18 protein-coding genes and 1 pseudogene are annotated in these 19238 nt (G+C 65.4%); 5 read left to right on the top strand and 14 right to left on the bottom strand.

Translation table 11 applies throughout. The features are described from left to right. Positions 1-262 precede the first annotated feature (262 nt). Both CV770_RS07710 and CV770_RS07705 read right to left on the bottom strand, forming a co-directional pair. Positions 263-1312, bottom strand: a complete 1050-nt coding sequence (locus tag CV770_RS07710; protein ID WP_146101261.1) for a site-specific integrase — start codon at positions 1310-1312, stop codon at positions 263-265. 227 nt (positions 1313-1539) lie between these two features. Continuing rightward, positions 1540-2274, bottom strand: a pseudogene (locus CV770_RS07705) (magnesium chelatase domain-containing protein); the annotation flags it as partial. Between the two features lie 227 nt (positions 2275-2501). On the opposite strand from CV770_RS07705, the gene CV770_RS07700 reads away from it, so the two are divergent. Then, positions 2502-2747, top strand: coding sequence for a PilZ domain-containing protein (locus CV770_RS07700; RefSeq protein ID WP_091965316.1), 246 nt, complete (start codon positions 2502-2504; stop codon positions 2745-2747). 82 nt (positions 2748-2829) lie between these two features. Beyond that, positions 2830-3603 carry a tetratricopeptide repeat protein gene (locus CV770_RS07695; protein ID WP_104461899.1) on the top strand — a complete coding sequence of 258 codons (774 nt, stop codon included), beginning with the start codon at positions 2830-2832 and terminating at the stop codon, positions 3601-3603. Between the two features lie 21 nt (positions 3604-3624). On the opposite strand, the gene CV770_RS07690 is transcribed toward CV770_RS07695, so the two are convergent. The 7 genes from CV770_RS07690 to rsmI all read right to left on the bottom strand — a co-directional run bounded on the left by CV770_RS07690 (position 3625) and on the right by rsmI (position 10814). Continuing rightward, positions 3625-4914 carry a CpaE/TadZ family protein gene (locus CV770_RS07690; RefSeq protein WP_091965314.1) on the bottom strand — a complete coding sequence of 430 codons (1290 nt, stop codon included), beginning with the start codon at positions 4912-4914 and terminating at the stop codon, positions 3625-3627. After that, positions 4911-5645 carry a CpaD family pilus assembly protein gene (locus CV770_RS07685; RefSeq protein ID WP_104461898.1) on the bottom strand — a complete coding sequence of 245 codons (735 nt, stop codon included), beginning with the start codon at positions 5643-5645 and terminating at the stop codon, positions 4911-4913. The genes CV770_RS07690 and CV770_RS07685 overlap by 4 nt, the downstream gene beginning before the upstream one ends. A 55-nt stretch (positions 5646-5700) precedes the next feature. Further along, a complete protein-coding gene (locus CV770_RS07680; RefSeq protein WP_091965312.1) occupies positions 5701-7218 on the bottom strand; it encodes a type II and III secretion system protein family protein in 1518 nt (505 codons plus the stop codon). Positions 7219-7231: 13 nt separating this feature from the next. Next, entirely contained in the window at positions 7232-8053 is an 822-nt protein-coding gene (gene cpaB / locus CV770_RS07675) for a Flp pilus assembly protein CpaB (RefSeq protein WP_038972285.1), read from the bottom strand. 467 nt (positions 8054-8520) lie between these two features. Then, positions 8521-9465, bottom strand: a complete 945-nt coding sequence (gshB, locus tag CV770_RS07670) for a glutathione synthase (protein ID WP_104461897.1) — start codon at positions 9463-9465, stop codon at positions 8521-8523. Between the two features lie 10 nt (positions 9466-9475). Then, entirely contained in the window at positions 9476-9877 is a 402-nt protein-coding gene (locus CV770_RS07665) for a YraN family protein (protein WP_104461896.1), read from the bottom strand. Continuing rightward, a complete protein-coding gene (rsmI, locus tag CV770_RS07660) occupies positions 9864-10814 on the bottom strand; it encodes a 16S rRNA (cytidine(1402)-2'-O)-methyltransferase (protein WP_104461895.1) in 951 nt (316 codons plus the stop codon). Before rsmI ends, CV770_RS07665 begins: the two co-directional genes overlap by 14 nt. A gap of 338 nt (positions 10815-11152) precedes the next feature. On the opposite strand from rsmI, the gene CV770_RS07655 reads away from it, so the two are divergent. Then, on the top strand, positions 11153-12385 hold the full coding sequence (locus CV770_RS07655; RefSeq protein WP_201759743.1) for a penicillin-binding protein activator: 1233 nt from the start codon (positions 11153-11155) through the stop codon (positions 12383-12385). 116 nt (positions 12386-12501) lie between these two features. Here the strand turns inward: CV770_RS07655 and hemW are convergent, their stop codons facing one another. The 3 genes from hemW to rph are packed head-to-tail and all read right to left on the bottom strand — an operon-like array spanning position 12502 to position 15063. Beyond that, positions 12502-13686, bottom strand: a complete 1185-nt coding sequence (gene hemW, locus CV770_RS07650) for a radical SAM family heme chaperone HemW (protein ID WP_104461893.1) — start codon at positions 13684-13686, stop codon at positions 12502-12504. A 16-nt stretch (positions 13687-13702) separates the two neighbouring features. Then, complete coding sequence (gene rdgB / locus CV770_RS07645; RefSeq protein ID WP_104461892.1) at positions 13703-14338, bottom strand: RdgB/HAM1 family non-canonical purine NTP pyrophosphatase; 636 nt, start codon at positions 14336-14338, stop codon at positions 13703-13705. An 11-nt stretch (positions 14339-14349) separates the two neighbouring features. Beyond that, complete coding sequence (rph, locus tag CV770_RS07640) at positions 14350-15063, bottom strand: ribonuclease PH (protein ID WP_018323503.1); 714 nt, start codon at positions 15061-15063, stop codon at positions 14350-14352. Positions 15064-15232: 169 nt separating this feature from the next. Between rph and hrcA the strand changes: the two genes are divergently transcribed. Beyond that, entirely contained in the window at positions 15233-16321 is a 1089-nt protein-coding gene (gene hrcA / locus CV770_RS07635; protein WP_091962484.1) for a heat-inducible transcriptional repressor HrcA, read from the top strand. 96 nt (positions 16322-16417) lie between these two features. Continuing rightward, entirely contained in the window at positions 16418-17035 is a 618-nt protein-coding gene (gene grpE, locus CV770_RS07630; RefSeq protein WP_097668241.1) for a nucleotide exchange factor GrpE, read from the top strand. Positions 17036-17135: 100 nt separating this feature from the next. Here the strand turns inward: grpE and pncA are convergent, their stop codons facing one another. Both pncA and CV770_RS07620 read right to left on the bottom strand, forming a co-directional pair. Next, positions 17136-17858 carry a bifunctional nicotinamidase/pyrazinamidase gene (gene pncA, locus CV770_RS07625; RefSeq protein ID WP_104461891.1) on the bottom strand — a complete coding sequence of 241 codons (723 nt, stop codon included), beginning with the start codon at positions 17856-17858 and terminating at the stop codon, positions 17136-17138. Positions 17859-18149: 291 nt separating this feature from the next. Beyond that, a complete protein-coding gene (locus CV770_RS07620; RefSeq protein WP_201759742.1) occupies positions 18150-19091 on the bottom strand; it encodes a hypothetical protein in 942 nt (313 codons plus the stop codon). Positions 19092-19238 lie beyond the last annotated feature (147 nt).

Genomic DNA, 19238 nt, shown 5'->3' with positions numbered 1-19238 from the left:
TTGCGTTTCTGATAGAAATGGCGGTGGACCGACTGGGGATTGGACCCAGACCCGCGCAGGTGGAAATCCGGCGAGTGTCTCCAGACCCGGCCCGGCCGCGAGGAGCTACCAAATCACGCGCCAACGTGACTGATAGCCCCTCCAGTACCCGGCGACTTTATGTTGTCATGTACCACCTACCTTTCGGCCCGTTCAGACCGGGCGCCACACTTGGTTAGACTGCGAACCACCGGGGCCTTATGGCCCCGGATTTCGTTTGGGGTCACGCGAATACCCCAGATTTCATTCCGCCTTCGTCTTTGAACGCGCGAACGCTATCCGAATTGCGAACGTGGGTCGGGACGCCAACTGCAACGGCGATATGCCGCCACCGCTGACGAAAACCTACGGCAGTCCAAGGCAACTTCGAGACTTCGCTCACGATCATGGGTCCGTTGCGATTTGCCGTAGGCACTGCCGCAAGCTCCTGCATCACCATCGGGCAACGGCTCAGATCCACCTCAATCGACTTCTGCTGATTCTGGCGGCCCGCAGTGAGCGTTCGGCGTAGAACCCCATGCTCGTCGATGTCCGACCAGCGCAGACCGCGAACCCACTTCTCGTCGCCCTTGGTGATGTCAGACGGCGCCTTATCGCTCATTGGCACCCATTCGCCGATAACGTCCATCTGACGAAGTTGCGGGACCTCCAGTTGGAAGGCTTGCGCCAACGCGATTGAATGCAGCCCCCGGCGGTGCGCCTCCGCTCGAATTGCGTTGGCGTGATCCGCCGTAAGCGCGACCGTGCGAGCTTTGGACTTTGGGATCCGAAGATTGCCGAGAAGCGCGCTCAGACGAATGCAGGCGTCGTCATTCAGGGTCGTGGCCCCGTAGGTGCAAAGCAGGCGAAGCTTCGCGACCATGGTGTGGCCCATCGAAACGCCCCTCACAGACCACTTGTTTGAATAAACGTCCATAACGTGCTCGGCATTCCAGTCAGCGAGGCGTTCAGAACCGACAGTCTCTTTCATGGTCCGGAACGCTGATTTGTAGTTGCGGCTAACGCTTCGTTTCAGGTTCCAGATGGGTGAACGTGGGTCGGTCTCATAGCAGTCGATTAAGCCGGTCACTGTGCCGTCAAAGTGGACGGCTGGCTCCGGTTTATCCGGGGCCGGTGGAGGCGGTTTAGGTTCCTCGGGCTTCTCAGATGGCTTGTCGCCTAGAGGCACCAGCGCGAGATTCAATTCCGCAGCGAATTGCTGCAATTCAGCGAGCTTTGCCATTCTCGCCTCGATTAGACGTGCCTCTTCGAGCTTCTTGGCGACCTCGTCCATCACACGCGCCCTCTCGCGTTCAAGCTGGACTTTGAGGACGTTTGGGTCTTCCATAGGGGCGCGCTTCTAAGTGACAACGAATCCAATATTCGGAACATCTTACATTTCTCCCGTTCATACTGCAAGTGCGACAGGCGTATTCCGGGCGTTTCATGCCCCATAAGCAGTTAAGCCGCTGATTTCTCAGCGGCTTTCCCACGTTTGTAAGTTAGGTGAGTTTGCTACCTAATGCCGAGCAGTTCGCTCGGTGACAGCGGCGGCAGGATCGAGGGCAGGCGTGCCGCCAGCATCGACTTGCCGGCGCCGGGCGCGCCGATCATGAGCAGATGATGCCCGCCAGCGGCGGCGATCTCCAGCGCGCGCTTGGCGCTTTCCTGACCCTTGATGTCGCGCAGGTCGAGCGTGGAGGCGGCGGGCTCGTGCACCTTCGGTGACGGCCGCGACAGTACCTGCGTGCCCTTGAAGTGGTTGGCGATCTGGATCAGCGAGCTTGCTGCGATGATCTGGATGTCCGGGCTCGCCCACGCCGCTTCGGAGCCGCACGAGGCCGGGCAGATCAGCCCTTCCTCGCGCATATTGGCGCCGAACGCGGCGGGAAGAACGCCGGCCACGGGCGCGATCGAGCCGTCGAGGCCGAGTTCGCCGAGCACGGTGAAGCCGGTCAGCGCATCCGGCGGGATCGCGCCGATCGCAGCCATCAAGCCGAGCGCGATCGGCAAATCGTAATGGCTGCCTTCCTTCGGGAGGTCGGCCGGCGCCAGATTGACGATGATCCGCCGCGCCGGCAGCGCCAGCCCCGAGGCGATCAGCGCCGAGCGCACCCGCTCGCGCGCCTCCGACACCGCCTTGTCCGGCAGGCCGACGATCGCAAACGCCGGCAAGCCCGGCGCGACCTGCACCTGCACGTCGACCGCACGGGCCTCGATCCCCTCAAAGGCGACGGTGGAAACCCGTTGAACCATGCTCAAACCAGCCTGCCCCTCTCGCACAATTAGGGGTAGCAGAGCCCGGCCCTTTCCGCAAGAACAATACGGGAACAATCCCGGAGGGCGAGCAAGCCCTAACCAATCGTAAACGCCACGCCGACACTAAGCCTCGAATGCCGGCTTCTGTCCTCAGCACATCCCAACAAATGTCAGCTACTCCTACGCTTGCGGGATGGGCCGTGGTCAACGGGTGAACAGTTCAAATGCTTGCAAATCGCCGGAGAAGCGAACGTCGGATGTGCAGCCGGCTCGCCAAGATCCATTTTGGCGCGGGCTCGCTGCCGCGGGACTGCACGATCACGGATATTTCGGATGGCGGCGTGAAAGTCGTGGCGGAATTCCTGGAAGTGCCGCCGCAATTCACCATCATCTTCGCACCTGATTATTCCCGCCAATGCCGCCTGCGATGGCGCATCGGCTGCGAATTCGGTGCCGAGTTCACCGACTAAGATGATCTCACAGGCCGCGTCCTTAACGGGACTTTAGCGTTAATCGGTAAGCATCTCTGATCAGTTGCCGAGTGATCAGAGTATGTCCAAGCGTTCGTCCCTCGCCTCTCCCCGGGCGAGATTGCTGCTTCCCGCACTCCTGGTGCTCGTCCTCGGTGGCTGCCAGACCGCCGGCATCGAGGATGTGACCGGCGCGCTCGGCGTCAGATCGGAAGCGGCTGTCAAGGCGGACGCCAGGCCCGAGATGGACGCGTTGCGCGAGCGCTATCGTGCCAAGCCCAGTGATCCCAACGTTGCGCTCGCCTACGGCAAGGCGCTGCGCGAGAGCGGCCAGCGCGCGCAGGCGGTCGCGGTCATGGAGCAGGCCGTGCTCGCTCATCCCAGCAACAAGGCGCTGCTCGCCGGCTATGGCCGCGCGCTCGCCGACAGCGGCAGTTTCCAGCAGGCCTTCGACGTCCTCAGCCGCGCGCATACGCCCGAGGATCCGGACTGGCGCATCCTGTCGGCGCAGGGTGCGGCGCTCGACCAGCTCGGCCGCAACGAGGAGGCGCAGCAATATTATGCCGCGGCGCTGAAGATCGTGCCGGACGAGCCGACCGTGCTGTCCAATCTCGGCCTGTCCTATATGCTGCAAAACAATCTGCCGAAGGCCGAACAGGTGCTCGGCCGCGCTTATCAGCGCAATCAGAACGATGCGCGGGTCCGCGCCAATCTCGCGCTCGTGCTGGGGTTGCAGGGCCGCGAGGCCGAGGCCGAAATCCTCGTGAAAGCAGATTTGCCGCCGGACCAGGCCGCGGCCAAGGTCGCGGCGCTGCGGCAGCTGCTGGCGAAGAAGCAGCAGCGGGCGGACAAGTAGTCAGTCCCTTTTGGTGTACGGTTACGACGCCTTGCGATGCGGCGCCGAGTTGCGGCTTGATCTGCCCTTCAGCTTCTTGAGCAGCGGCCCGAGCAGCGAGCGCTTCGGCTTCTTCACCTCGCCGCGCCCGGCGAGGCGGTTCGCCATGTTCTGGAACAGCTCGGTGGTGCGGTGGCTCTTGGAGACCTCCGCGATCATCTGGCCGTTATTGGCTGCGGTCGAGAACAGTTTCGAATCGAACGGGATCACCGCGATCGGCTGGCTTTCCATCGTCTTGGCGAACGCCTTGACCTCGATCTCCGCGCGCTTGTGCATGCCGACCTGGTTGAGGCAGTACAACGGCGGCCGGTCGTTCGGCCGCGCCGCCTTCAGCACGCTCAGCATGTTCTTGGTGTTGCGCAGATTGGCGAGATCGGGCTCGGCCACGATGACGATGTCGTCGGCGTTCACCAGCGCGCGCCGCGTCCAGCCGGACCATTGGTGGGGAACGTCGAGCACGATGCAGGGCGTGGTCATGCGCAGCGTGTCGAACACGGCGTCGAAAGCTTCGGCCCCGAAATCATAGACGCGGTCGAGGGTGGCAGGCGCCGCGAGGAGGCTGAGGCGCTCGGTGCATTTGGAGAGCAGGCGCTCCATCAGCGCCGTGTCCGGCCGGTCCTGCGACAGCACCGCGTTGGCGATGCCCTGCACTGGGTCCTGGTTGTAGTCGAGGCCCGCGGTGCCGAAAGCGAGGTCGAGGTCGATCACGACGGAATCGAGCGCGAGGTCACGCGCGATGGTCCAGGCCAAATTGTGCGCGACGGTGGAGGCGCCGACGCCGCCCTTGGCGCCGACCACCGCGATGACGCGGCCGGTGATGATGGCTTCGGAGGCCGAGAACAGGCTGCAGATGGAGCGGACGACGTCGAGCGTTTCGACCGGCCCCACCACGTAATCGTTGACGCCGCGGCGCACCAGCTCGCGATAGGGCGCGGTGTCGTTGGGATTGCCGATCACGACCACGCGGGTGCCGGGGTCGCAGACGCCGGCGAGGTCGTCGAGTCCCTCGAGGATGTCGCGCGTACCGTCGGATTCGATCACGATCACGTTCGGCGTCGGCATCGATTCATAGACTTCGATCGCCGCGGCAAGGCCACCGTCCTTGGCGGTGAGGTGCGCCTTGGCGAGCCGGCGATCTTGCCCGGCCGCGGTTACCGCGGCGAGCGTCTTCTCGGTTTCGCAAAAGGCCTGCACCGAAATGCGGGGAACCGGCGCAATGTGTTCCTCGGGGTGCTGCGGATCGTCCGCTTCTTCGTCGTGGATGCCGGTCATTTGCCTGTGTCGCTGAGCCTGGCCCTGTCGGCCTCGGAATTGGGAGTCGAGATCGCAGTGCCCTTGCGATAGCGATCAAAGGCGATGTCGCGCCGCGCGGTATAGGCCGGCGTCTCCGATCGCGGCTGCTCGAGGTCGGCCGGATTGTCGATCATCGCGGCGAGATTGCGCTGGCTGGCGCAGCCCAGATTGAAGTAGGGCCGGTTCTCGTTGTAGCCGGGATCGAGGATGTTGGGGCCGAGGTCTTCCGGCCACAGCCCGCAGGGACCGGCGACCGCGGCGATCTTCGAATAGCTCAGGCGGATGGTGGGCAGCAGGCCGGGATCCTCGGGGCGATAGGGGTGCTGGACGATGGCACGCGACGGCACGCCGCCGGATGCGAGCACGGAACGGATTTCCCGATAGGTCGCAGCCGCCGCCCGCGAATTCGCGCTGTCGACGGGAACGTCGACGACGACGGAGCCGGTGCCTTCGCGCACCCAGTCACGGGCGATGCCCGCGACGTCCGAATGCTGCGCGGCCGATAGGCCGCCCCTCGCCTTGCCGACGAAGATCACGATCGACTTCTTGCCTTCCTGCACCGCGATCGGGTGGCGCTGGCGATAGTCGGTCGGCACCGTCTGGGTGACGATCTCGCCGGTGGTGTTGCAGGCGCCCAGCATGACGGAGAGTCCCGTCAGTGCCAGCGCGACGCCCAGATTGCGACGTCGATCGGCTGTCGTCTTCGTCATCGCTTCATCCCCTCTTGCCCCAAATCCCGCCTCGTTCCCCAGCCGTCCGTTCGTCTCAGTCGATGATGAAGCCGAAATCGCCGGGCGCGCCGGCGATCGGATCGACGCGACGCGCGATGCCATAGAGGCGGTTCATGCGGCCGAGCAGCGCCGTCTGCGCGTCCGAGGCCGGCGCGAAGCCGTCGTCGGGCCGCGCCAATTCCTTCTGGGCGACCGCGCGCACCACATAGGGCGTCACGATCACCATCAGCTCGGTCTCGTTGTTGACGAAGTCCTGGCTGCGGAACAGCGCGCCGATGATCGGCACCTGGTCGACGCCGGGCAGGCCGTTGATCGCCTGCTTGGTCTGCTGCTGGATCAGGCCGGCCATCGCCATCGAGCCGCCCGAGGGAATTTCCAGCGTCGTCTCGGCGCGACGGGTCTGGATCGAGGGGATGGTGATCGAGTTGCTCGAGGTCGAGGACACCGCCTGCGTCAACGTGATCGAATTCGTATTCGACAGCTCCGAGACCTCGGTCATCACGCGCAGGCTGATGCGGCCTTCGCTGAGCACGACCGGAGTGAAGTTCAGGGAGATGCCGAACTTCTTGTAGGTGACCTGGGTGGTACAGACGTGGGTGACCGGATCGCAGGAATAGCCCGCCGGAATCGGGAATTCGCCGCCGGCGATGAAGGTGGCGGATTCGCCCGAGATCGCGGTCAGGCTCGGTTCGGCGAGCGTGCGCATGACGCCGGCGCTTTCCATCGCGCGCATGGTGGCGCTGACGGTGGCGACGCCCTTGGCGAGGCCGGCGACGCCGAGCCCGTTGCTGCCGACGATCGGTCCGCCCGAGACCGAGAACGGGTTGGAATTGTTGAAATTCACCACCGCGGTGCCGGCGTTCAGGCTGGCGCTGAGATCGACGCCGAGCTGTTTGACGATGTCGCGGCGCACTTCGCCGACGACGACCTTGAGCATCACCTGGTCGCGGCCGCGCACGACGATGCTGTTGACGACCTTGTCCGAGCCGCCGACCAGTTTTGCCGCGACCTCGCCGGCCTGCTGGGCCTCGACCGGGCTCGACACCGACCCGGTCAGCATCACGCTGTCGCCGACGCCTTCGATCTGGACGCCCGGCAGCGACTGGCGCAGGGCCGCGCGCATGCCGTTGAGGTCGCGCTTCACTGCGATGTCATAGGAGGCGACCTGCTGGCCGTCGGCGGTGAAGAACACGACGTTGGTCTGGCCGACCTGACCGCCGATGATATAGGCGCGCTGGGCCGAGCGGATCACTGCATTGGCGATCTTGGGATCGGCCACCAGCACGTCCTTGACCTCGCGCGGCAGGTCGATGACGACTGACTTGCCGACGCCAAGCGAGAGAAAACGCGTCTTCGCCGACGCGATGGTCGCGACCGACGACACGCCGAGATCCGGTGCCTGCATCGGCGCCTGGTCGCCGACCGGCGCATCCGTCGCGCTGACGAGGTCTGGGGCTGCGAGCAGCCCCAGCATCAGCATCGTCCCCGTCCAGAACGAGCGCGTGCGCTTCCCCCGAAGGCGCAGGCCCATCCGATCATCCCCGTAGTTCATGCTATCCCCATCATCACTTCTGTGACGTCAATTGCCGTGCCTGCACCCCGTAACGGATCACGTTCACGCCGCCCGCACGCTTGATCCCCTGGTCCTCAGGCGTGCCGTCGACTGCGTTGGCATCGACGATGCTGCGCAGCGCGAGCTGGAGCGTGCCGCCCTGGCGCGCGGCTGCGAGGACTGCGACCTGGTCCGGCCGGAGCTCGAGCGTGACGGTCTTGCCGACGACGGCGTTCTGGCCGTCCTTCTCCTTCGGCGCCTGGTCGATCGCGAGCACGCGGATATTGGTCAGGATGACCTCGGACAGGACGAGGTCGTTGCCGCCGGTCGGACCGTTGTTGTTGGCGCCGTCGGGGTTCTTCAGACGGCGAGTCAGGACGATGTCGACGCGGTCATTCGGAAGGATGAAGCCGCCAGCGGCGGTCTCGGCTGAAATCTCGGTGGAAACCGCGCGCATCCCGGCGGGCAGGATCGCGGCCATGAAGCCGGAGCCGTCGGCCTTGACCAGCTTCTGCTCGCGGATCGGTTCGCCCTGCATCAGCGGGACGCGGGCGATCGAGCCGGCGATCTGGGTCTGCGCCTCGGGCCTGCTGTCGCGGCGGATGAAGGCGCTGCTCGCGGTCGCCGCAGGCCAGGCCTGCCATTGCAGGTCTTCGGGCTTTACGGCCTGCCCGAGCCCGATGTCGGACTTGGCGACGAGGACCTCGACGGTCGGCAGCTTCTCGGCGACGGGCAGAACGGGCGCGGGCTTGTTGTCGAAGCCGCTCGCCAGATATGCAGCGACACCGCCGGCGCCCAGCGCGATGACGAGAACGACAATGCGTGCGGTATTCATACGCTTCTACTCTTACGCGGGGCACTCGAACCGCACCTGGCGGGTTCCCCCGTGTCGATGAGTAGGGAGTAAAAGTATAAGGGGTGTTGCGAGGCCGAACGCGCCGGCCGGCCGCGATGCTGGTTTTCGGCAGATGGTGAACGCGGCGTTATCCGGTCGGCCAACGGCCCCGTAGATTCACGCAGTACGAGGCGTCCGTTCGAATGACAGGCGCGGCGTCATGGTGAATGGGGGGTTAGTGGTGCGCGGGTGCGATCATGCCAATGAGATCGCAGCAGCGCTCCACACCATCGGTGTCGTCCCGGCGAACGCCGGGACCCATAACCCCAGGGAGCAGTTTGACGAAGATTGAGCGCCCGGTACCGCGACCAATCTCCCCGGATATATTCCGCGGTATGGGTCCCGGCGTTCGCCGGGACGACGCTGAGGAGAGTTCGCGCGCTCCCCAACGTCATCATTGCAGAGTGCTACTTCGTCCGCTTCTGCTCGATCACGTCCCAGACCTTCGCCGCAACATCGGGGCCGCCGAGGCGTGCGATGGCGCGGATACCCGTTGGCGAGGTCACGTTGATCTCGGTGAGGTTGCCATTGATGACGTCGATGCCGACGAACAGCAGGCCGCGCTCACGCAGCGCCGGTCCGACGGTGGCGCAGATCTCGCGCTCGCGCGGGGTGAGCTCGGTCTCCTGCGCCGCGCCGCCGCGCACCATGTTGGAGCGAAGGTCGTCGGCGGCCGGCACGCGGTTCACCGCGCCGGCGAATTCGCCGTTGACCAGGATGATGCGCTTGTCGCCGTGCTTTACCTCGGGGATGAATTGCTGGATCACCCAGGGCTCCCGGAACGTCACCGAGAACATGTCGAACAGCGAGCCGAAATTCATGTCCTGCGGCATCACGCGGAATACCGCCGCGCCGCCATGACCGTGCAGCGGCTTCATCACGACGGCGCCGTGCTTGTCGCGGAACGCGTTGATCTCATCTAAGTCGCGCGAGATCAGCGTCGGCGGCATCAGCTGCGGAAAATTCATCACGAACAGCTTTTCCGGCGCGTTGCGCACGGAAGCTGGATCGTTGACCACCAGCGTCTTCGGATGGATGCGCTCCAGAAGATGCGTCGAGGTGATATAGGCGAGGTCGAACGGCGGGTCCTGGCGCAGTAGCACCACGTCGAAGCCGTTCAGCGCCTCGCGCCTGGGTTCGCCGAGCGTGAAATGGTCGCCGGACTCGTCGCGCACGGTCAGGAGCTGAACCGGCGCCACGATCTCCTCGCCGACCATCGAGAGCTTGTCGGGCGTATAATAGGACAGGCCGTGGCCGCGCTTCTGCGCCTCCAGAAGCAGCGCAAAGGTGGAATCGCCCTTGATGTTGATGCGGGCGATGGGGTCCATCTGGACGGCGACGTTCAGTTTCATGGTTTGCCTTTCAGGTCGAGGCGTCGAATGCCGCCAACACATGGCGCGGAAGTGAGCGCGGCGCAATCAGCATGGCGTCGAATCGCAATTCGAATTCGGCATGCTCGGGATGCGCCACGAGCCAGCCTTGCGCGGCGGCGATGATGCGCTGCTGCTGGCGCGGCGTCACGGCGAAGGCGGCGTCATCCAGCGTGGCCCGCGCCTTGACCTCGACGAAGGCGATCAGATTGCGGCGGCGTGCCACGATGTCGATCTCGCCATGCGGGGTACGGTAGCGCTTGGCCAGGATGCGATAGCCCTTCGCCATCAAATAGGCCGCGGCGCGGCTCTCCGCGGAGATGCCGGTGTGAAACGCGGCGACGCGATCGGGCGAGGGGACCTTCGGTTCCGCCGGGACCTCAGTCTTCGCCATCGCCGCCCTTTAAGTCTTTGGCGAGCTCGAGCGCGCGGGCATAGACCTCGCGGCGCGGCCGGCCCGAGAGCGCGACCGCATGCGCCACGGCATCCTTGACGCTGTGCGCGGCAAGCTGCTCGCGCAACAGATCATCCAGCGCATCCGATGTCAGCATTTCGGCGTCGGCCGCTGGCGGAGCGATCACCAGCACGAACTCGCCGCGCGTCTCCAGCGTATCGGCCTCGCGCGCCAGCTGGCTCAACGGTGCGCGCGAAATCTCCTCGTGCAGCTTGGTCAGCTCGCGGCAGATCGCGGCCTCGCGCGCCCCCATGATCTCGGCGAGCTCGGCAAGCGTGTCCTGCACGCGGTTACCGGACTCGAACATCACCAGCGTCGCATCGATGCGCGCGAGCTCGGTCAAGCGCGCCTTTCGCGCGGCTGACTTCGCCGGCAAAAAGCCTTCAAAGAAGAAGCGGTCGGTCGGCAGTGCCGCCACCGACAGCGCCGCCAGCACCGAGGACGGGCCGGGCAGGGCATACACCGCATGGCCGGCGGCGCAGACCTCGCGCACCAGCTTGAAGCCGGGATCGGAAATCAGCGGAGTGCCGGCATCCGAGACCAGCGCAATCGAGCCGCCCTGCCCCAGCGCCTCCAGGATTTTCGGGCGCGCGGCCTCCGCATTGTGTTCGTGATATTGCTTGAGCTGCGCCGCGATGGCGTAGCGCTCGGTCAGGCGCCGGGTGATGCGGGTGTCCTCGCAGGCGATGACGTCGACGCCGGCGAGGGTCTGGAGCGCCCGCAGCGTGATGTCGCCGAGATTGCCGATGGGGGTTGCGACCAGATGGAGGCCCGGTGCCGCCTTCGGCGCCGCAACTCGATGGGCATCGATGGAGAAACCGCGCGAGGCGGCGTCTTGAGCTTCAGGCGTATTTATCGGGGCCGGCTTTGCGCGCATAATGAAATCAACTTAGGCACGATCCGCAGGGCTGGGAACCGGTTCGCCGAAAAAGATCGTGCCGAGGTGAGGGGCGGGGAACGGACGGGAATGTGATCGATCCAGGATCACGTCGAGAGGGCGTGAGGGCTCTCACGCCATATTCGCGACCGAAACGCCGCCTTGATGCTGAATGAGCGAGGGCAAACAGCTGCCGGGACAGCAAGGCGGCCGCGTTAAGCGGCTATTATCCTTTTGTTTCGGTTAACTATTTGTCGACAATATGCCTGAATCCGCGGCTTGTGTCGTGGAAAGAATGTCGTGACTGGCCGGCGCCGGCGGGTCAAAAGAGAAGCTGCATGGTGGGCCCGCGTTATCCAAAATCTCCCGTTCCGGGGTCCCTGATGTCGGGGGCGACCCGCCGGAGCGCGCTCGGCCTGTTGCTCGGCACGCCCCTGCTGTCGGCCTGCGCCGGCGTGCAGCAGAGCCTGAGCCAGTTCTCCAACCCGTTCTCGAGCTCGACGCCGCCGGCTCAGCCCGCAGGTCCTCCGCAACAGGCGACGACCGCCGGCACCGGCGGCGTGAAGGTCGCCGTGATCCTGCCGCTCTCGGCCGCCGGCAATGCCGGCCTTGCCGCGCAATCCATGCGCAACGCCGCCGAGATGGCGCTGGCCGAGTTCCAGAACCCGAACATCCAGCTGTTGATCAAGGACGACAATGGCAGCCCGCAGGGCGCGCAGGCGGCCGCGCAGCAGGCCGTCGACGAAGGCGCCGAGATCATTCTTGGACCGCTGTTCGCGCAATCGGTGCCGGCGGTGGCGCAAGTCGCGCGCACGCGCGGCATCTCGGTGATCGCGTTCTCGACCGATTCCAGCATCGCCGGCCGCGGCGTCTATCTGCTCTCCTTCCTGCCGGAGTCCGACGTCAATCGAATCGTCGAATATTCCGCCAGCATCGGAAAGCGCTCCGTCGCCGTGCTGGTGCCCGACAACGCCTATGGCAATGTCGTCGAGGCCGCGGTGAAGGCGGCCGTGCCGCGGCGTGGCGGGCGCATCGTCGCCTTCGAGAAATACGGCGCCGATCGCGCAACGCCGGCGCGCACCGTGGCGCAGCAGCTCGGCAGTGCGGATGCGTTGTTCATTGCCGATGACGGCGATGCCGTCGTGACGGTCGCAGATGCGATGACCGCGGCGGGCGCGAACTTACGCAACATCCAGCTGCTCGGCACCGGCCTGTGGGACAATCCGCGGGTCTATGCCAATGCGAGCCTGCAAGGCGGCCTCTATGCCGCGCCCGACCCGGCCGGCTTCCGCGCCTTCTCCGGCCGCTACCGTACCAAATACGGCGCCGAGCCGATTCGCACCGCAACGCTCGCCTATGACGCGGTCGCCCTCGTCGCCGCGCTGGCGCGTACGCAAGGCACCACGCGCTTCTCGCCCGACGTGCTCACCAATCCCTCGGGCTTCGCCGGCATCGACGGCCTGTTCCGCTTCCGCGCGGATGGCACCAACGAGCGCGGGCTTGCGGTGATGAAGGTGACGAACGGCGGCGGCGTTGCGGTCGCGGGCTCGCCGAAGAGTTTTGGGGCGTAGTTCGGGACGACGCTGCCGTAGGGTGGGCAAAGGCGCACTTGCGCCGTGCCCACGATCTCTTTCGATAGCGAATAATTCGTGGGCACGCTTCGCTTTGCCCACCCTACGAGATCTCGTTACGCCGCGAGATCCGCGACCACCGCGTCCAGCACCGGAAATCCGCTACTCGTCACGCGCAAGCGGCCCGTCGCATCCACGGTGATCGCGCCTTCCTCGCGCAGCAGCGCGATGCGTTTGGGATCGAGCGGGCGGCCGGAGAGGGCTTTGTAGCGCTCGGGGTCGATGCCCTCAGCCAAACGCAACCCCATCAGCAAAAATTCGTCGGCGCGTTCTTCACTGTTGAGGAGATCGTCGGTGACGACACCATGGCCGTTGGTCTCGACCCGCATCAGCCAGGCCTCGGGGCGCTTCTCGGTGGCGGTCGCATGCCTGACGCCGTCGATGTCGAGCCGGCCATGCGCGCCGGGACCGATGCCGGCATATTCCTCGCCGCGCCAGTACACCAGATTGTGCCGGCACTCGGCGCCGCGCCGCGCGTGATTGGAAATCTCGTAGGCGGGCAGGCCGAGCTTGTCGCAGGTCTCCTGCGTGACGTCGTAGAGCGCGCGCGAGACCGCTTCGTCCGGCGTCTTCAATTTGCCGGCCTGGTGCAGGCCGAAGAACGGCGTGCCTTCCTCGATCGTCAATTGATAGAGCGACAGATGCTCGGCCGCCTCGTCAATGGCGAGACGCAGCTCATCAGCCCACATTGCCGGCGTCTGGTCGGGACGGGCGTAGATCAGATCGAACGAATAGCGATCGAACGAGCGGCGCGCGATGGCGACCGCATCGAGCGCCTCGCGCGCGCTGTGCAGGCGGCCCAGCGCTTTCAGCGAAGCATCGTCGAGCGCCTGCACACCGAGCGAGACACGGTTGACGCCGGCGGCGCGATAGCCGGCAAAGCGCGTGGCTTCGACGCTGGTCGGATTCGCCTCCAGCGTCACCTCGACATCGCCGGCGACGGTCCAGTGCTTGCCGATCGCATCGAGCACCGCGCCGACGGTTGCGGGCTGCATCAGCGATGGCGTGCCGCCGCCGAGAAAGATCGAGGTGACTTCACGGCCGGGCGAGCGCTCGGCGGTGGCCGCGATCTCGCGCGCGAAGGCCGAGGCGAAGCGCGCCTCGTCGATCGCGACGTGACGGACATGGCTGTTGAAGTCGCAATACGGGCATTTCGACAGGCAGAACGGCCAGTGCACGTAGACGCCGAAGGCTTCGGATTCTTGTTTTGACGCGTTTTCCTGGCGCGAACCGGTATCCACTTCGCTCGAAAACGCTCTAGCGCGGCTCAAGGCAGATCTCCGCCAGTTTCACGAAGGCGCGGGCGCGATGCGACAGGCCAAGGCCGAGCGGCGGCAGACCGTGCTTCTCGATGCTGTCCATCTCGCCGAAGGTGCGGCTGTGGCCGTCCGGCAGGAACATCGGGTCGTAGCCGAAGCCGGCGGTACCGCGCGGCGGCCAGACCAGCGTGCCGTCGACGCGCGCCTCGACCTCTTCGAGATGATCGTCGGGCCAGGCCACGCAGAGCGCGGAGACGAAATGCGCTTTGCGCTTGTCCGGCGTGGTGGCGCCGCGCTCCTGCAACAGGCGCTCGATCTGCGCCATCGCCGCGGCGAAATCCTTGGAAGGTCCAGCCCAGCGCGCGGAGAAAATGCCCGGCGCGCCGTCGAGTGCGTCGACCACGATGCCGGAATCGTCGGCAAAGGCGGGAAGCTTGGTCGCCCTCGCGGCTGCGATCGCCTTGATCGCGGCATTGCTGCGGAAATCGTTGCCGGTCTCATCCGGCTCGCCGAGGCCGAGCTCTCCGGCCGACACCGCCTCGATGCCGTACGGCGCGAGCAGCTCCTTCATCTCGGTGTGCTTGCCGGGATTATGGGTGGCGATGACGAGCTTTCCGGTGATTCGGCGGTGCATGGGCTTATTGACTACGCGACAGCCAGTTTCTGCAAGTCCACGAGACGCGCGATGCCCTTTTGCGCCAGGGCGATCAGCTTCAGGAACTCGTCCTGCGTAAACGGCTCGCGTTCCGCGGTGCCCTGCACCTCGATGATGCGGCCATCGCCGGTCATGACGAAATTGGCGTCGGTCTGGGCTTCCGAATCCTCGGCATAGTCGAGATCGAGCACGGGCGTGCCATTGTAGATGCCGCAGGAGATCGCAGCGACGTTGTCGCGCATCACATTGGCCTTGATCATGTTGCGCGCCTTCATCCAGTTGATGCAGTCGGCGAGCGCGACCCAGGCGCCGGTGATCGAGGCCGTGCGCGTGCCGCCGTCGGCCTGGAGCACGTCGCAATCGACCGTGATCTGGCGCTCACCGAGCGCTTCGAGATCGACGATGGTGCGAAGCGAGCGGCCGATCAGGCGCTGGATCTCGACGGTGCGGCCGCTTTGCTTGCCGGCTGAGGCCTCGCGGCGGGTGCGTTCGGAGGTCGCGCGCGGCAGCATGCCGTATTCGGCCGTGACCCAGCCGCGGCCCTGGCCCTTCAGCCACGGCGGCAGGCGATCTTCCAGCGTGGCGGTGACCAGCACATGGGTGTCGCCGAATTTCACCAGGCAGGAGCCTTCCGCATATTTGACCACGCCGCGCTCAAGCGTCACGGGGCGCAATTCGTCGGGCGCACGGCGGCTTGGCCGCATGGGAAATCCTCCAAAACTCGCAGGTGTAGGGCTGTTCGCGGTGCTTGTAGGTGGGGTGAGGGTATGCGGCAAGGCTTTTTCACCCCCGGTTTTCCACCCTGCAAACGCGACGCTTGTCAGAACCCTCCTGGATGGACAAATTATGAGCATCTGAGAGGAGTTACCGTCTGTGGCCCATCACGATCCGATCCATCTGATCGCGCCGCGCGCAGGCCTCGCCCAGCTCAACGAGCGTTCTCGCGACATCTTTCGTCAAATTGTCGAAAGTTACCTCGCGACCGGTGAGCCCGTGGGCTCGCGCAATATCTCGCGTCTCATCGCCATGCCGCTGTCGCCGGCCTCGGTCCGCAACGTCATGGCCGATCTGGAACAGCTCGGCCTGATCTACGCCCCGCACACCTCCGCCGGCCGGCTGCCGACGGAACTCGGCCTGCGGTTCTTCGTCGATGCCCTGATGCAGGTCGGCGACCTCAACGAGGCCGAGCGGCAGTCGATCCAGAGCCAGCTTGCCACCGTCGGCCAGGCGCAATCGGTCGAGGCGGCGCTGGACCAGGCGCTGACGCGGTTGTCGGGCCTGACCCGCGCCGCCGCGGTGGTGCTGACGCCGAAATCCAATGCGCGGCTGAAACACATCGAATTCGTCCGTCTGGAACCGGAAAAGGCGCTGGTGATCCTGGTCGGCGAGGACGGTCAGGTCGAAAACCGCGTGCTGTCGCTGCCCCCCGGAGTTCCCTCCTCGGCGATCACCGAGGCCGGCAATTTCCTCAATGCGCGCATCCGCGGCCGCACCCTGGCCGAGGCGCGGCTCGAGCTCGAGACGGCACTTGGACAGGCCCGCGCCGAGCTCGATCAGCTTGCACAGAAGGTGATTTCCGCCGGCATCGCCAGCTGGTCCGGCGGCGAGAACGAGGATCGCCAGCTCATCGTCCGCGGCCATGCCAATCTGCTCGAAGATTTGCATGCGCTGGAGGATCTGGAGCGGGTGCGCCTGCTGTTCGACGATCTCGAGACCAAGCGCGGCGTGATCGACCTGCTGGGACGCGCCGAGACTGCCGAGGGCGTGCGCATCTTCATCGGCAGCGAGAACAAGCTGTTCTCGCTGTCGGGGTCCTCCACCATCATCTCACCTTATCGGGATGCCGCCGGCCATATTGTTGGTGTTTTGGGCGTGATCGGGCCGACACGGCTGAATTATGCCCGTGTGATCCCGACCGTGGACTACGCCGCCCGCATCGTCAGCCGCCTTTTGGGAGGCTGATCGGCGTTTCCGCCGATCACGGGCGCTTGATTTTCGGCGCTTTAGGCACGATATCCGGGCCAACAATCCCTGGAAACGAGTTCGAGATTAGAGCCGATGACCGAGCAAGACCGGCAACCCGAAGACACGACTGCCGCGACCGGCGAGCCCGTGGTGTCAAAACCCTACATCATGCCCGACGATCCCGAGCCCGGCTCGGTGGAGCTGTTGCAGAAGGAAGCCGCCGAGGCGCGCGACCGCATGCTGCGGACGCTGGCCGAGATGGAGAATCTGCGCAAGCGCACCACCAAGGAGGTCGCCGACGCCCGGCTCTACGGCATCACCGGCTTTGCCCGCGACGTGCTCGACATCGCCGACAATCTCCAGCGCGCGCTCGATGCCGTTCCGGCCGAGGCCCGCGCCACGGCCGATCCCGGCCTGATCTCGCTGATCGAAGGCGTCGAGCTCACCGAGCGTTCGCTGCTCAACGCGCTGGAAAAGCACGGCGTGAAGAAGCTCGATCCGCAGGGCCAGAAGTTCGATCCGAACTTCCACCAGGCGATGTACGAAGTGCCTGATCCGTCGGTGCCGTCGGGCACCGTGGTGCAGATCATGCAGGCCGGCTACACCATCGGCGAGCGCGTGCTGCGCCCGGCCCTGGTCGGTGTCGCCAAGGGCGGCGCGAAGCCCGCGGCCGCGGCGAACAACAACGAGTCGAGCGGCGCGGCGAATTGAGTTTTGATGTCATTCCGGGGCGGCTCGCGAGAGCCGAACCCGGAATCTCGAGGTTCCGGATTCGATGCTTCGCATCGCTCCGGAACGACCAGTTGAAATCTTACGCGCTCACCGCGATATCCGCAGACTGAATCCGCTTCACGCCGGCCTTGGCCATATCGGCCCAGGCTTTTGCCAGCGAGCCCTGCGTGTCGATGCCGCGGCAGGCGTCTTCCACGACATAGACCTCGAAGCCCGCCTTGCGCGCGTCGAGCGCGGTCCAGGCAACGCAGAAATCCGTCGCGAGCCCTGCGACGAAGACGCGCTTGATCTTGCGTCCCCTCAGATAGCCGGCAAGTCCCGTCGAGGTCTTGCTGTCGGCTTCGAGGAAGGCGGAATAGCTGTCGACGTCCTTGTGAAAACCCTTGCGAATGATGAGCTCGGCATGCGGGATCGCAAGATCCTTCGACAGCGAAGCGCCGTCGGTGCCCTGCACGCAATGGTCGGGCCACAGCACTTGCTTGCCATAGGGAAGGTCGACGGTCTCGAACGGCTTCTTGCCGGAATGCACCGACGCAAACGAGATGTGGCCCGGCGTGTGCCAGTCCTGCGTCATCACCACATTCGCAAATGCCTTCGAGATCTTGTTGATGACGGGCACCACCTGCTCGCCCTCTTTCACCGCGAGGCTGCCGCCCGGCAGGAAGCAGTTCTGCACGTCGATCACGAGCAGCGCGGAGGCATCGTCCGGCTTGATCGATGCCGCTGCAAGGAGTGCGGTTGGAGCCAGCGTTGCAAGCGCCGTCGTCCCAAGCATTGCCAAGACTTGTCGCCGATCCAGCATCGTTCGCCTCCCCTTAGGATGAACTCAACGGAGACGAAGCCTAGTTCCGTTCGTGTACGAACAGAAGCCCGAAAATGCGGCCGGCTTTGGTGAGGGCTTAGGCCGCCAACCCCACCATCACTGTCGTCCCGGACAAGCGCGCCCTTAGGCGCGCGCCGATCCGGGACCCATACACCCCCGGGGAGATGTTTGGCGAAGAGTCATCATGGGTACTGCGACCGACCGCAATCGCACGATCACGCGGTGTGGGTCCCTGCGTTCGCGGGGACGACACCGAGTATGCCGAATGGCTCAGCCCTTCGGCTGGATCCCGTCGCGCACGGCGCGGAAGCGGGTGAAGGCGGCCAGCCACTGGTCGCGCGGGGCGCTGGCGATGATGCGCAGCGAGGCGCCGCCGCTCGAGAAGCGGATCCACTGCACCACGGTGACCGGGACCTTGTCCTTACCGCTGACGCCGTCGATCCGGGTCTCGAAGCCTTGCTGGCCGTTGATGCGGATCGGCTCGGACATGGTGACGCGCGATTCGCGCACGCCGGGAATCTGCAGCGCCGCCTCCTGGGCGAAGCGGGCGCGGTCGTCGGCCTGCTGCGGCGTGGCGCCGATCAGGCCGAGGATCATGAACGGCTTCGACTCGTAACCGGTGCTCTCGTCGCCGTCGGCCAGGATGATGCTCGAGCCCGGCGCCAGCGTGCGGATGTCCTTGAACTCGGCGAGATCGGTGATCCTGAACGGCATCAGCGCGATCTGCTCCTCGGCCGAGACCTGCTTGCGGGTGGTGGCGGTCGCAAACATCTGCCGCACCGCTTCATCCGTGTAGATCTTGGTCGCATTCTCCGGGACCTGCACCGCGACATAGCCGGAGAAGCCGGCACCCGGCACGATCATCGAATAGCGCTTCACCGGGGTGTCGCCGGCCTTGCCGCTTTCGGTGGTGAAATAGGCGAGGCCCGCCGGCGTCTCGATCTTGTCCTGCTTGACGCCGCCAGCGCCGGCCGGATTGGAATTGAAGGCGCTCACGACCTCGCCATAGGCCGCCGGCGGCAGCTCGGTGATCAACACCTTGACGCTGCCGTCCTCGCTCTCGAATCCCGGAAAGGTTTTTGCCGTGCTGAGACCGACCAGCGGCGCCATGCCGAGGCGCAAGCCGGGTGGAAACACGGCGTCGGCAGCGAGGGCCGGAAACGCGGAGGCGATCAGAAGGGCGAGCGCGGCGAGGGGGCGGATCAGCTTCATGGGCACTCTGATTGGTTCACATTGAGGCCGTTCGATGGTCGGCCACCGGGCCGCATTGTCGCGCGAAGCAGCTGTGGCGGCTGACCGGCCGGTCCGCCTTTTACCGGGTTTAGGCGTGCGGCAACAGGGCGGGCGGGCTTGCGGTAG

Origin of the sequence: Bradyrhizobium sp. AC87j1 (assembly GCF_002936975.1) — a bacterium.
GTDB classification, from domain to species: Bacteria; Pseudomonadota; Alphaproteobacteria; order Rhizobiales; family Xanthobacteraceae; genus Bradyrhizobium; species Bradyrhizobium shewense.
This window is presented reverse-complemented; position numbering and strand designations above follow the sequence as displayed.